Source organism: Chitinophaga sp. (genome assembly GCF_035538455.1).
GTDB lineage: Bacteria > Bacteroidota > Bacteroidia > Chitinophagales > Chitinophagaceae > Chitinophaga.
This window is the reverse complement of sequence record NZ_DATLKJ010000033.1, coordinates 1-14,655: the sequence shown is the minus strand read 5'-3', so window position 1 is coordinate 14,655 and position 14,655 is coordinate 1. Positions and strand designations below refer to the sequence as shown.

Annotated in this window: 9 protein-coding genes and 1 tRNA gene; 3 read left to right on the top strand and 7 right to left on the bottom strand. The window is 45.4% G+C overall.

The window, feature by feature from the left end:
* Nucleotides 1-133 precede the first annotated feature (133 nt).
* Together VM802_RS03415 and VM802_RS03410 are read right to left on the bottom strand one after the other, a co-directional pair.
* On the bottom strand, nucleotides 134-1,654 hold the full coding sequence (locus VM802_RS03415) for a sigma 54-interacting transcriptional regulator (protein WP_325527988.1): 1,521 nt from the start codon (nucleotides 1,652-1,654) through the stop codon (nucleotides 134-136).
* Between the two features lie 36 nt (nucleotides 1,655-1,690).
* Entirely contained in the window at nucleotides 1,691-2,785 is a 1,095-nt protein-coding gene (locus VM802_RS03410; protein ID WP_325527986.1) for a vWA domain-containing protein, read from the bottom strand.
* A 218-nt stretch (nucleotides 2,786-3,003) separates the two neighbouring features.
* Here VM802_RS03410 and VM802_RS03405 point away from each other — a divergent pair, with 218 nt between their 5' ends.
* Nucleotides 3,004-3,849, top strand: coding sequence for a sugar phosphate isomerase/epimerase family protein (locus tag VM802_RS03405; protein ID WP_325527984.1), 846 nt, complete (start codon nucleotides 3,004-3,006; stop codon nucleotides 3,847-3,849).
* A 61-nt stretch (nucleotides 3,850-3,910) separates the two neighbouring features.
* On the opposite strand, the gene VM802_RS03400 is transcribed toward VM802_RS03405, so the two are convergent.
* From VM802_RS03400 to VM802_RS03385, 4 genes are all read right to left on the bottom strand, one after another.
* Nucleotides 3,911-4,306 carry a VOC family protein gene (locus tag VM802_RS03400; protein ID WP_325527982.1) on the bottom strand — a complete coding sequence of 132 codons (396 nt, stop codon included), beginning with the start codon at nucleotides 4,304-4,306 and terminating at the stop codon, nucleotides 3,911-3,913.
* Between the two features lie 79 nt (nucleotides 4,307-4,385).
* Nucleotides 4,386-7,619, bottom strand: a complete 3,234-nt coding sequence (locus tag VM802_RS03395) for a glycosyltransferase family 117 protein (protein ID WP_325527980.1) — start codon at nucleotides 7,617-7,619, stop codon at nucleotides 4,386-4,388.
* 178 nt (nucleotides 7,620-7,797) lie between these two features.
* A complete protein-coding gene (locus VM802_RS03390; protein ID WP_325527978.1) occupies nucleotides 7,798-8,091 on the bottom strand; it encodes a putative quinol monooxygenase in 294 nt (97 codons plus the stop codon).
* Nucleotides 8,088-8,915: an SAM hydrolase/SAM-dependent halogenase family protein gene (locus VM802_RS03385; protein ID WP_325527977.1), complete on the bottom strand. Its 828-nt coding sequence runs from the start codon at nucleotides 8,913-8,915 to the stop codon at nucleotides 8,088-8,090. Before VM802_RS03385 ends, VM802_RS03390 begins: the two co-directional genes overlap by 4 nt.
* A 560-nt stretch (nucleotides 8,916-9,475) precedes the next feature.
* Here VM802_RS03385 and VM802_RS03380 point away from each other — a divergent pair.
* Both VM802_RS03380 and VM802_RS03375 read left to right on the top strand, forming a co-directional pair.
* Nucleotides 9,476-9,551 (top strand) — tRNA-Lys (locus tag VM802_RS03380).
* A gap of 261 nt (nucleotides 9,552-9,812) precedes the next feature.
* A complete protein-coding gene (locus tag VM802_RS03375) occupies nucleotides 9,813-11,063 on the top strand; it encodes a site-specific integrase (RefSeq protein ID WP_325527975.1) in 1,251 nt (416 codons plus the stop codon).
* Between the two features lie 1,149 nt (nucleotides 11,064-12,212).
* On the opposite strand, the gene VM802_RS03370 is transcribed toward VM802_RS03375, so the two are convergent.
* Nucleotides 12,213-13,964, bottom strand: a complete 1,752-nt coding sequence (locus VM802_RS03370; RefSeq protein WP_325527973.1) for a hypothetical protein — start codon at nucleotides 13,962-13,964, stop codon at nucleotides 12,213-12,215.
* Between the last annotated feature and the right edge of the window lie 691 nt (nucleotides 13,965-14,655).

Genomic DNA, 14,655 nt, shown 5'->3' with positions numbered 1-14,655 from the left:
GGTTTTGTGGAATAATCAAAATGAATTGGCCTTCAGCTGCCAACCCATCCTTAAGATAACTATAATTTTCAGGATGGATAAGTGCTGAAGGCCAAATGCTAAAAAAGAACAACAAAATGAAAAGAAAGAGCAACTATAAGCTGTCATCCTCTTCATCTGCATCCCCGTCGCCGTTACCTTCGATGTTGAAATTCATCATGGTGCCCAGCAGGTCGCTGAAGCGGGTTTCGTTCTCCACAATTTTTTTGCTGATCAGGGAATAGGAAGCGAGGCCATGCAATACAAACTCCATCATCAGCAGCGTTTCCCGGCTGTTGGCCTGCGGGAAGCGCGCTTTCACGAGGTCTCTTAACCCATCTATTTTATTCAATGATGCTTCGTATTGTTTATCGCTGATATCCTGGAGTAATTGCAGGGCGTTACCTTTATCAAACCACTGTATCACACTGCGGTAGGGATTCTCCACCTGACCGCCCTGTTTGCGTTTCTTGAAAGAATCCGGATTGGGGAAGTAAGATGCGAATAAGGTACGTACAGCTTTATCGAGCAGGTTGTGTGCCACCTGCAGGGGGCCTTCCTGTTCGCCTTCATATACCAGTTCTATTTTCCCGGTGATGGCGGGGATGATAGCCTGGAGATCAGCGATACGCACATGCGTTTCTTTTTCCTTGTTGATGATAGCACGGCGCTCACCGGCGCTGACAGCGTTCTCATAAGCTGCAATGGTAAGGCGTGCAGATACGCCGCTTTTTTTGTCGACATATTCGCTGTTGCGGGCCTCAAAAGCCACTTGTTCTATCAGGCGTTTCACCATATCTGCAATCTGCACCTTGCCATGTTGGTCGTCATGTATATCGGCTTCCTGTTCTGTAATGAGCAGGGAGTTTTCCACGTTTTTAGGGTAGTGGGTGATGATCTGGCTTTCGATCCTGTCTTTCAGCGGCGTTACGATAGAACCCCTGTTCGTATAGTCTTCGGGGTTAGCAGTGAAGATGAACAGGATGTCCAGCGGCATCCTCACTTTGAAGCCCCTGATCTGGATATCTCCCTCCTGAAGGATATTGAACAAAGACACTTGTATGCGCGCCTGAAGATCCGGCAGCTCATTGATGACGAAGATACCGCGGTTGGAGCGGGGAATAATACCGAAGTGGATTACTCTTTCATCTGCGTAGCTGAGTTTCATATTGGCGGCTTTGATAGGATCAATGTCACCTACCAGGTCAGCTACGGAAACATCCGGTGTAGCAAGCTTTTCGCCGTAGCGTGCGCTGCGCGGCAGCCAGGTGATAGGCGTTTTATCGCCTTTCTCCGCAATGAGGTCACGGGCATAACGTGATAACGGGTTGAACGGGTCGTCATTCACTTCAGAACCTTCCACAATGGGAATATAGTCATCCAGCAAGTCCACGATCTGGCGCGCCATACGTGTTTTGGCCTGCCCGCGCAGACCCAGGAAAAGTATATTGTGCCTGGACAAGAGCGCGCGCTCCGTATCGGGAATCACCGTGTCTTCATATCCTATTATGCCAGGGAAGGAGGTCTCTTTATTTCGCAGTCTGCTGATCAGGTTACGTCTGATCTCTTCTTTTACTGATACTGGTTTATAGCCACTTTTTTTCAGTTCTCCTAATGTTTTTATGCTTGTATCCATTGATAAATTATTACGTTGATATATCCTGTTTAACTGCTAAAACAATTTTCTTTTTCCGTTTTCAAAATCATAGAACAGGAACTGTCCGAGTTTATCAGTACCTGAGAAAAAGGCTTTACCATTGTTGGTTTCGGTAAACTCCTGCACAAACTTCTGCAGCCAGGGATCGCTGGCCACCATGAAAGTGGTGATGGGTATTTTCAATTTCTTGCACTGGGCGGCGAGGTTCAGCGTGCGGTTAAGGATCTTGCGGTCGAGCCCGAAGCTGTTCTTATAATATTCCTTCCCTATTTTCAGACAGGTGGGTTTGCCATCCGTGATCATGAATATCTGCCTGTTTGGATTACGCCGGCGGCGAAGCAGGTCCATAGCCAGTTCCAGGCCAGCCACGGTATTGGTGTGATAGGGCCCTACCTGCAGATACGGAAGATCTTTGATCTCTATCTGCCAGGCATCGTTACCAAACACGATGATATCCAGCGTATCTTTCGGATACCGCGTGGTGATCAGCTCACTCAGCGCCATGGCCACTTTTTTGGCAGGTGTGATCCGGTCTTCACCGTACAGGATCATGGAGTGGGAGATGTCTATCATCAGCGCAGTGGACGTTTGGGTTTTGAAGTCCGTTTCCTGGATTTCCAGGTCGTCCTGACTGATCTTGAAGCTATCAATACCATGATTGATCTGGGCGTTACGGATAGAAGCTGTAACATCCAGCTGATCCACACTATCGCCGAACTGGAACGGGCGTGTTTCTGCATTGAGTTCGTCCCCGATTCCGGACTTACGGATATTATGATTGCCGGTGGTGGATTTTTTCAGCTTGCCGAAAATCTCTTCCAGTGCGCTTTTGCGGATGGTCTGTTCGGTTTTGGCGGTGATCTCTATCTCTCCGGTTTCTTCATTTTCTTTCAGGTAACCTTTTTCACGCAGTTCCTGTATGAAGTCGCCAATACCGTAGTCTTCATTGGTGAGCCCGAATTCTTTATCCAGTTCTGTCAGCCATTGGAGGGCTTCGGTGATGTCTCCGCTGGTGTAGGTGAGTAGTTGGGTGAAAAGATCCAGGAGTTTCTGGAAGGGCGGTTTAGTGTTGTCTTCCGGGTTGAACCGGGTAAATCTTATTCCTCTCATAACACATGTTCTAACGGTCTATAATTTTTCTGATTTGTATTATTATGCTGGTGGCGAAGATTAGCGCGAATATTTTATTGAGCGAAGATTACGCAGGACTTAAAGAAGATTTTTAATTAAAAACGGTAAAAAACTTTGCTCTAAAATTCATCCATCAAAATAATCAAAAAAATCAAGAAAATCATAGTTAACTTTCAACCATCAAAAAAAGTATCTATATGAAAAAACTGAGAAATGCATTACTGTTGGCAGGCGGTTTAGCGATTGCTCTGTTTGTGCAATCTGCCAGAGGACAAGCCAGGGCAGATGCATTAGGCTGGAAATTAGGAGCACAGGCGTGGACCTTTAATCACTTTACACTGGCAGAAGCGCTCGACAAAATGGACAGCTGCGGCCTCCAGTACGTGGAAGCATATCCCGGGCAGGTGATTGGAGGTGGTATTGAAGGTAAAATGGATTATCACATGGCGCCAGACAAACAGGAGAAGGTGAAGGAACTATTTAAAAAGAAGCACAAAGTACTGATGGCATTCGGTGTAGTAGTGCCTGAATCGGAAGCGGAGTGGAGAATGCTGTTCGATTTCGCCAACAGGATGGGCATCCAGAGTATCACCAGCGAACCGCAGGCGGAATACCTGGATCTGATCTCTTCGCTGTGTGATCGTTATAACATCAAGCTGGCTATTCACGATCACCCCAAACCAAGCCCTTACTGGAACCCGGAGAGCGTGCTGAAAGCTGTGGAAGGCAGAAGCAAACTGATGGGAGCCTGTGCTGATATAGGCCACTGGGTACGTTCCGGTCTTGATCCGGTTGAGTGCATCAAGAAACTGAATGGCCGCATTGTGAGCCTGCACTTCAAAGATCTGAACAATAAATCAGCTGAGTCGCATGATGTGGTATGGGGCAACGGCGTATCCCAGATCCCTAAAGTGCTGGAAACGCTGAAAGCGCAGAAATTCAAAGGTTTGTTCTCTGCTGAATACGAACACCACTGGGATACCAATGTTCCCGAAGTAAAAGAAAGCGCTGCTTTCTGGAGAACAATGGTGAGCAATTTATAAGTAGTTAGCTTTCAGGTATTAGCTTTCAGGATATTTCTTCTAAAAGCTGATACCTGAAAAACTAACCTTTTTTCGGTTCCAATAAGTCCCACAGATTCCCGTACAGGTCTTCAAATACCGCTACCGTACCATACTCCTCTTTTCTTGGCGGTCTTACAAATCTCACCCCGGCTTCCGTCATTTCTTCATAATCTCTCTGGAAATCATCTGTGTAAAGAAACAGAAATACGCGGCCACCTGCCTGGTTACCGATACAGTTTGCCTGTTCTGCGCCATCTGCTTTTGCCAGCAGCAGGCAGCAACCATCTGAGCCCTTTGGAGCTATCCGTACCCAGCGTTTTGCAGGACTCAGCGCTGTATCTTCCAACAGCCTGAAGCCCAGTTTCTCTGTGTAGAACTGAATGGCTTCATCGTAATCTCTCACCACGAGGGTGATATGCGCGATATATTGTTTCATGATGATTAAATATCGGTATAATAAAAAAGGAACGCCGCGGATGACATTTCCGCGGCGTTCCTTTTTATTTCAGGTGTAATTATTTCCCTTTATTGGTATCCGGTACCTGGGCGCCGGTATCGCCGGTGGTATTCACCTGCATACCGTTTTCCTTGGAATGGGTGCCGCCCTGACCGAAGTCGGTCTTCATGCGCTGCAGCCATGCAATGAACTGCTCAGCATTCTGTCCGTCATGTTGCAGGTCGGAAGTAATCCTGTTGGTAGGGAGCGACTGGTAGTAGCGCAGCTGCTGTTCGCAGTCTTTGATGATTTGCGCAGCTACTTCATCAGCTCTCTTGGTATCGCCTGCGATGTAGTAAGCGTATACTGTCTGCAGCGATGTATAGTTGTGCATGTTATTAGGCGTGGTCATGGCATACGGGAAGTTCACTTCCTTGATGTTTTTGTCCATGTAACGCAGTACCTGCAGCGCGCTGTCTTTGGCCTGACCGCCCTGAGAGATAGCCACGCTCAGCTTGGTGTAAGCCTGGCGCAGATAGAGCAGCATTTTACGGTTAGGCTCATCGAAGTAAGTGCCGGTAGTCTGGGCGCCGCCGAATGAGAATTTATGCATCAGGTTGTCATACATCACACCTACGTTGGCATTGATATCCATGCCCAGCGGATCTGCTGCGGTAGGCTTAGGCAACGGTACCAGGTGATAGGTAAGACCGTCTGTCTGGAGGTAGTCGTTCAGGCCCAGGTCTGTAGGGCTGGTGAAGTAGATCGGACGTTTCCAGTTGTTGGTGCTGATGATATCGTATACTGCGAGGTCGTTTTTCAGCAGGTAATTTTTACCAATCTTGAAGGCAACCTGCTGTAATACTTTAGCGCTGTCTTTAGCGCTTACCACGCCATATTTCAGCACTTCGTTCTTATCTACCGGAATAAACAGCTGACGGGTAGGGAGGAAGTTCTCTGAGCCGCCATCCTGTGTATTTACTTTGCTGGAAGCTTCATCACTTCCCATGAAGTTCATGATCTCTTTCAGGTTGAAGTATTTATCAGCAGGAATATTTCCCGGATCGAAGAAGCGGATGTAGTTGCGGTTTTCACCTTTGTATTTGTCGGAAGACCAGCTCATCGGAATAGCAGGACTCTGATTTACGGCTCTACGCTGCTGATCGATGTACCAGTCAACACCCAGGAGGCTGAGGTTGATCACTCTGATGTCAGGACGGATACCTTCCACTTCCTGTGCATACCACAGCGGATAGGTATCGTTATCGCCGACTGTAAAGAGGATCGCGTTAGGTTGGCAGGATTCCAGGTAATCTTTGGCGATATCCCTCGCGATGTATTTGGTGGAGCGGTCGTGGTCATCCCATTCCTGGAAGGCCATCAGTACCGGAACTGCCAGCAGGCAGAGGGCAGTGGCGAGGATGGGAGACAGCGCGCTCTTTGTTTTCTTTTGCAGGAAATTAGCAACAGACAGTACACCGAGGCCAATCCATATGGCAAATGCATAGAAGGAACCTACATAGGCGTAGTCACGCTCACGTGGCTGGTTACCTGCCTGGTTGAGGTACAACACAATGGCGATACCTGTAAAGAAGAACAGGAGGGACACCACCAGCGTATCCTTACGATGGTTTTTATAATGATAGAAGAAACCGATGATACCGAGGATGAACGGCAGGAAGAACAAGGTGTTGTGGGCTTTGTTCTGTTTGAGACTGTCCGGCATCATGGACTGGTCGCCATAGATGAAGTTGTCGATGAACGGAATACCGGAGATCCAGTTACCGTCACGTACGTTACCGTAACCTTGTGTATCGTTCTGTTTACCGGTGAAGTTCCACATGAAGTAGCGGAAGTACATGAAGTTCATCTGGTATTGGAGGAAGAACTTGATATTATCACCGAAAGAAGGTTTTTCATTAGCCTGAAGGCCGAGCCAGGAGCGGTAAAAGTCTGCGTGGCCCTGGTCGTTGCTGGCATCCCATACGCGGGGGAACAGCATCATGTCTTCGGAAGCATATACCGGATCCATTTTCTTACCGGCTACTTCGTATCTCTTCGGGCCGCGAGCATAGATGTTTGCGCCTTCTTTATATTCTGTAGGACGTGCTGTGAATACTTGTCCGTATATGAGCGGGAAGTCACCATACTGCTCACGACCGAGGTATCCTACGAGAGAGATGGGATTGTCTACATTATACATATCCACAGAAGGATCTGCCGTAGAGCGTACCATGGTGGTCACGTAGGTAGAGTAACCCAGTAACATGAAGAGTACGAATGAGATGGTGATGCGGCCAAAGTGAGTGGTTTTACCGGTGTTCAGTTTCACGCCGAACATGGTGAGCAGTCTCGGGATGAAAAGGAAGAATGCAGCCAGTACCACTTTGAAGAGAACAACGCCACCGCTGGAGTCGTTGTAAGCAGGTATCAGTACGATGAGCGCAATAACGGTCAGGGGGGCATATACAGCGAATTTAGGTTTCCTGTAGCCGATGATCAGTATTGCGGTGATGAGGACAAAGAAGAAGATGAAACCGGAGAAGAAGCCCATTCCCAGGTGATTTACAAAGATCACGTCCAGGTAGCCGGATGCCTTCACGGTATCCTGAATGATGAACTTCTGTACGAGGCCGGTGATACCGCAGCCAGCGAGAAAAGCCCAGAAGGTGCCCCATCCGGTAACTTTAAAGCGTCTGAAGTAGTAAACCATTACGATGGCCGGGATGGTAAGCAGGTTGAGCAGGTGCACACCGATTGAGAGGCCAATGAGGTAAGCTATCAATACGATCCAGCGGTCGGAGTATGGCTCGTCAGCTTCATGTTCCCATTTGAGGATTGCCCAGAAAACGATGGCTGTGAAGAAGGAAGACATACCATATACTTCACCTTCCACAGCAGAAAACCAGAATGAATCAGAAAAGGTATAGGCAAGTGCACCAACAATACCGGCGCCCATGATGGCGATCATTTTATCGCGGGAGATCTCTTCGCCGGGTTTTACCATCAGGCGGCGCGCAAAGTGTGTGATGGTCCAGAAGAGGAACAGGATGGTGAAACCGCTGGCGAGGGCTGTCATGGTATTTACACCCAGCGCAGCCTCAGAGGGTTTCAGGAACATACTGAATAATCTTCCGAGCAATACAAACAACGGTGCTCCGGGAGGGTGAGGTATCTGTACCTTGTAAGCGCTTGAGATAAACTCTCCACAGTCCCATAAACTGCCTGTAGCCTCCATTGTCTTGATGTAAACAAAGCAGGCGATGATACAAATCACCCAGCCAACGATGTTGTTGGTCCTTTTAAAATTCATAAGGTTGTTTTAAGGTCCGACAAAAATATAAAAAGTAGCAAATTATGCTAATCTGGTGAACAGTTTTAACTTTTTGTAAATATCTTTTCAGCTGCCAGTCTTGGCCCTCCGACTTTTCATGTGTTGTAACCCTTGTCTGACGGAAGTCTGCAAGAATATTAAAAAGCCATTAGAAAACCTAGAGGCGGATGGTTTCTTTTACCGTCCACGCTGCGGGTTTGGCGCAGAAGAGCACTTTGGTGGCGGCCCATGTTTCGCGGAAGAGGTCTGAATGGCGGTAGGTATCCAGGGCGGCTTCAGATTCCCATTTGCTGAAAGTGAAGAAGATATTGCCGGAGGCTTCATGTTCCCACAGTTCGAGGTGAAGGCAGCCGGGGAAGTTCCGGATTTGTTGTTGCTGGCGTTCAAAGAGGGCACGGAAGGTATTTACCTTTCCGGGTTCAAACTCCATTTTTACGAGTCGGTTGATCATTGGAAAATTATTCTTACAGTTTGGTAGTATGATAATTGCTGGAATCCGGTGGGTTGTGTGAGCTGTTCACGGCGGAATCCCTGCAGTCCGAACAGGCCGGCGGCATTTCCTTTATTGATCGCAATTTCGAGATAGCCGGCGGCGTTGAACAGCGCCAGTTTCTGACCTTCCGCCACGTCGGCGTATGTTTCACTGAGCTGGCTGATTACTTCATTGCGCCGGAAGAATATCCTGAACTGACGGTTCCTGCGTTGGGCATTGAATTGCTCCTGGGTAATGTTTACCACTACGTTTTCGAAACTGTCGATGTGGATGATCTGTCCTTCGATAAAGTCATCACCCACTAGTGGCTGGAGGTTATTTTTAATGACGATGCTTTGCGTCAGCGGGGCGATTTCGCCGAGCGCTTTACCACGGCTTAGCTCTCTGGCGGCATATGCCAACAGTTGCACGATGGTAAAGGTATTTTTGGGTGCGTTTTTATCGAGAGGAATCTTCACCACTTTATCCGGCATGCCACCAGCTATCATGGTGAGCAGGCCGTTGTCTGCGCAGCCAATATACTGACCGTTGTGCTCCGCTACCAGTACATGATCCGGGCGACGGTCAAAAAGATTGATCAGTACAAAGTGGAAGGTACCCAGCGGAAACCAGGCGAAAGCGCTTTTGCAGATATAAGTGGCTTGCGGTAGATTGAATGGGCTGATATGATGGGTGATGTCCGTAACATGACATTCCGGGCAGTGCTGCCAGAGTTGCCCCTTGATGGCACCTACCAGGTAATCCTGCATCCCTATGTCTGATGTTAATGTTATAATGGACATGCCAGAAAATCTAAATCCAAATCCCAGGTCACTTAATTCACATTTCTAATTCCCACCCTGTCTATTCCGCATTCAGCCTCATTTTCAGATGGCAGCTTTTTGAGTTTCGCTTTTCTGTCAAAAAAGATGCCACGGGGTTATAAATGCAATCTGAATGCAAATAAAGGCAAAAATACCCATGCCCGCTTATTTTTGAGGGAAATTTTTAAGGCATAATGTCACTAACGTCAACGGCTATTTAAAAAATGGTAGGTTATAACGGGTAAGATCCGGGAGGCTTTGTAACCACTTTCTCTGTTCATACAAAATACGGTAGACGAAGGGTACCTGGATTTATGTTTATCACGTTAACGCACATACGAAAATTGTCCGTCTCCACGAAAAGCCTGTTCAGACAGCGTTTTTCGCCTCCTGCTATATTCATCCGAAATTTATTGGGAAAAAATAATCACCTGTAATGTTGTCTGGTAGCGTGTTTTAGCTTTTTGATAATATTTTTTTAATAAAAACTTGTTTGAAAATAAAATATTCATATTTTTGCACCCGCTTAAACAGCAAGGGATTCCGTAGCTCAGTTGGTAGAGCAATACACTTTTAATGTATGGGCCCTGGGTTCGAGTCCCAGCGGGATCACCACCAAGAGTAAAAATAGAAACTCTTACGTAATTAAAGCCTTGTAGAATCAATATCTATAAGGCTTTTCTGTTTTTAGCGGTAAAGTTTTGTACATAGAAGTAAAGATAGGAAAGTGAGCATCGCGGTTAGCATTTAAATCATTATATTGTGCTAACCACTACTGGCCTGAAGTGCTTATCTGTATTGTGTTTGACTAATGTTAAGTGATGTCAGGATAAGTGAAGTTTGAAACAAAATTAGTTAACTTAAAACAGGTGTTTTATGAGGAAAGGTCATTTGAGTTTTTCTATTTTACTCTGGCTGAACAGAAGCCGCCGCAAAAACAACAAACCCGCTATCTATCTCCGTCTGACCATAGGTAACAAACGCGTTGAACTATCCACCTATCAGTATGTAAACCCAGAATCATGGAATGCAGAAGGACAGTGCGTAAAAGGATACTCCGAAGAAGTAAAAGCCATCAATCGCCAGTTGATTACCCTGAAATCTGATCTACAGAAACATTACAGCTTATTGGTAACAAGCGGAAAGCCTGTAACGGCTCAATCATTAAAAAATTCCTTCTTAGGTATTGTTGAGCATAAGAGGACATTATGCGAGGCTATAGATTTTCATAACAGGCGATTTGGTGAGAAGGTCAAGGCAAAGGCTAAATCAACCAGAACGCTAAAGCGTTTTGAAATCACGAAAGATAAGGTGATAGCATTTCTGAAACACTACTTCCATGTATCTGACAAGCCATTGGAGGAAATCAAATTTTCCTTTGCGCCTGATTTTGAGCATTACCTTACTACTGTTGGTGGCATAGGCAGCAATACGGCCATGAAGTATGTAAAGATTTTAAAGCAGATGCTCAAATTAGCAGTTGATCAGGGCTGGATACCAGCTAATCCTTTAAGCGGCTTTAAGTGTAGCTATGTAGACCCACAGCGGGAGCGGCTCACAATGGATGAAATTATGATACTCTATAACAAGGATCTTATCCCGCGACTGGCTGAAGTGCGCGATATTTATTTGTTCTGCTGTTTCACCGGTTATGCCTATACAGATGTGCTGCACCTTACTCCCGACAACATTATTGTGGGTATTGATGGTGAAAAATGGATAGTGAAAGAAAGAGAGAAAACCCAGACGCCGGAACGTGTACCGTTGCTGCCAATTGCACTGAAGATCACAGAGCGTTATAAAAATAGCCCGTATTGCAAATTATATGGCCGTTTATTACCAGTAAACAGTAACCAACGATATAATGCTTACCTACAGGAGATAGCCGTTTTGTGCGATATTAAAAAGCATTTAACCACACATACGGCCCGGCATACTTTTGCTACTACCGTCACCCTTGAAAATGACGTGCCAATAGAAACAGTGAGCCAGTTATTAGGCCATAAAAGCATCCGTACTACACAGATTTATGCCAAGATCACCCAACGGAAAGTAAGCAACAACATGCGCGTTTTACGCAAACACTTATTTGGCGAAGGCGAGGCATTGCAGCGGCAGAGTGTATAATCAGGCACCGCTGCCGCGGGCTTGCGCCTTATGAACAAATGTTTTTTCTACTGAAGCCTAGCAGTGGTCTACCGTTGCAAAACATTTGTTCATAAGGCGCTTTTGTTTGCGCAAGATGTGTGTTCTTTTTCTTTTCACCAGCAGCGCTGATAGTGTATTTTTTACTAAATTAGTATAATCGGAAGACGAGCTGTCCTAATTTAAAATACGAAACGTGCCATTTTTTCCCCAGAAATGTAAAATGCTATTTAGATGCTTGTGTGAGGTGACTTATAAGATTTTGGGGCAATTTTTTGTCCTTTATTGCCTGTGCTGAAACAGTTCCAATTTGCTTGTAGGGCCTCTTAATTGACAGCTCCCATGCGTGTTAAGTGTGTTCTTATCGCTTCCGCCTATAAAGGCAAAGCTTAGAATAAATAACTATTATTTGATTCTTAAGGCTGTTGTTTTGTGTGGGCGTAATATACATTATACGGAGCGGGGGGGTAAATACGGGTTCCCGTAAAGTGAAAAATCCGCTAGTTAGCGGATTTAACTGAACTGCCTTTATTCGCAGATCATTGGAGTGGAAGCCTAATTGAATTACTAGCCACAGTACGCAGTAGATTTGCGTAGAATAATATCCCTTTCAGCCTAATAATATTTACTTACTGCTGCCATTGTGGCTAATTGACAGTCAATTAACGCTACCGAGGTTCCGGTAGCGTTAATTGCTTTCGAATGAATCTAAAAAGTAAAGCCCCGTAGGTAAGCCCCGTTAAAAGATAAACCAGATAATATTTGGTTGATCTATACTTTTCCAGATAGCCACCTATATCATCATATTGCTCCCCAGTGAGTAGCTTTAGAATAACGGGGAACAACAAAAATAATCCTCCAAAGACTGCACACCACAGAGTTATTGACGCGTGTTTACGCGTCAATTCGAGAATTATGTTCCCGACTAATATCAGTACTAGGAATGCCCAAATATAAACGCTGAGATACACGAATATATAGTATAAAAGCATTTGCCTCAGGTCATAGCTACTCAGCCTATTTGGGTTAAATACTATATAAAATAAATAATCGCCGATTATGCTATACAACGCATATACGATTGAGAACAACACAAGGAGAAGTAAATTTATCCCTGAAATTTTGAATATCTTATTCACAGTTACCATTTTCTTTTAGTTTATCAATAGGCTCTTCGCCAGTTAGTACTTTCTTTACTAAATCCCAGTCAGGCCTTGCCTTTATGCTTGGCTGAATCTCCGCTTTACCGCCATTTTCATTAATAAATTTATTCACGCCGTATTGAAAGCTTTCCCAAAGCTCGTCTGCCTTACTGAAAGGGATGCCGGCAGCTTCTTGAACCATGTTAGCGAAAAACTTCGTCAATCTATCAACCCCCTTTGTGTAAATATAGTACGATCCATCGGAATTCTTATATATACCAAAACGCCTATTACCACTCACCGGGTGCTTCCCATCCAGCGGGGATTTTATAGTTGTGAATATCCAATGATCGTGTTCAAATTCAGACACAATCACGGCGCCATCGTCACCAAGTATATTTATGTGTACCAGGGCGCTGGTAGGGTCCTGAGAATTCCACAATTGAGTGTCATCTATTGTCCCTGACACATAAGGTGAGAATGGGCCATCCTTTGTAAAATTGTTGATGTTTTTCCTGATATATTGTAATAGCATATCAGGCGTACTTTGTCTGCCATACAGATTCGGAAGCTGCGTAACCCGTACTGCAAAAAAATCCATATTTACAGTGGTGCCAGCTGCATCCTGTATATCTTGTATCGAGAAATCTAATTCGGCGCTATTAAGGGTTGTAAGCCGCCAAATCACTTTATCATTATTGGGCTTGAATGATGCTAGCTTAATAAACGCAGCGACAGTAGAACATTTAATTAACTTATTTGGGTCTTTAATTAATTCAGCCATTAATTGCCGCTCTGCTTCTGATGCTGTTGTAGGGTTCCCGTTTCCACTTCCCCCACCTCCACCTTCACCGGGAAGAGGAGGCGATATATTAGGGTCTTTCCCAGGAATGCTGCAATTAAATTTCTCAGAATAATTTAACCGCCAAACAGTGGCTTGCCCATTACCGCAAGGCGAGCCTTGGGGTTCAGAGCAAGGCTCTTTCGGGGGGGCTATCGTGGTCGTTACATTCCAAGCACCTTCTCCACAAGTTGATGACCATACACACCGTGTAGAACACTCTGAGGCTAAAGGGTCAACTGGCTGTGTTCCTGGATCAGGGTTTAGCCCCCCTAAATCCACTGTATCAGCTCCAGAGCCTACTTTTGCCTGCGGCGAATAAAACGTTTTGTTACCGCCGGCAGGCCCGTTTATGCGTCGTCCACCATCAAAAAGCAGATCCCCTCTCTTAAAATAGCAAACCCTATGGTGTCCGGTAGAATCCTCCGCGACTGCATAGCCAGTGAAGTCTGGATAATTAAAGGTAATATCCTGCCCGGTCCTTTTATCCGTTAAACGGTACCGAGGGATATATGTCAATCTCTGAAAGGCGTAATTACCTGATTTAGCTGTTACAACTAAATATTGCTGGAAAGTAATCTGGTTAATAAGATCATGCTGAGTAGCCTTGTTCTTATTGCGCAGTGTTGATTTGAGCGGTACATAGTAAAATGTTACGCCCTCTGCCGATTTCTGAGAATATCCGTCCCAGTTTGGCGACCACACTAGCGAAAGCGTGTCATTAAACGGATCAGTCAACTTGTCTACCCACTTGGTATGCCCGAAAGCATCCCTTATGGCAGAAATAGGATCTACTTGATTATCCTGTGTCGGATTCTTCTTACAGGAAAAGATAAACAATACAAATACGGTAAAGGGTAACAACACCTTTCTCGATGGGCTAAACAATCTTAGATTCATAAGTAAGTATTACAGTGTTCAATTGCACTGTAGGTAATAGCGAATTACCCAGCAATGGCGAAATCGGGAAAAACTAACAAGATATTGTCATGATAATTCATACTACAGGTGCTCTCAACGAATCATGACGCAGTAAATATATCAAAATTTATTAAATGGAGAAATTATTTAAAAGCAATCCAAATCAAAATAAGTATATTTTAAGAAGCAAAAAGAGTTTGTTTTAATAAAGAGCAGTAAAGAATATATTTCTGAACGGATATGATATAGATAAAGATTAAAAGAAATGGGCAGAGTTGCTACCTGTTCGGGGAGTTTGTACAGGCGGCGTTGCCACCTGTACGAGGAGATAGGGTGGGACTGCTCCACGCAGGCCCCACCCGTTCCGAATCCGCGAACAGGCCGCCTTCGGCATCCCGTTCGCGGATTCGGAACGGGCTTCGCTCCGTTAGCGAGCTGTGTTTTTGCTGCGCAAAAACCACTCGCCCCTTTGCGGACCAACGGGAGCAAAGGGGATGTGCGAATGATTGCAGAGGAGATCGAATAAGAAGATTATGTTATTCTCTTAGAGGTGAGTACCCAGTAAGGTGCAGCAAGATCAGGTGTTGTCAACAACATCTGACCTAAAGTAGTAGTCTTTTGTGTACTGAATTTAGCTATTCGTTTCTGCTTCATCTAGTTCCTTCATAGT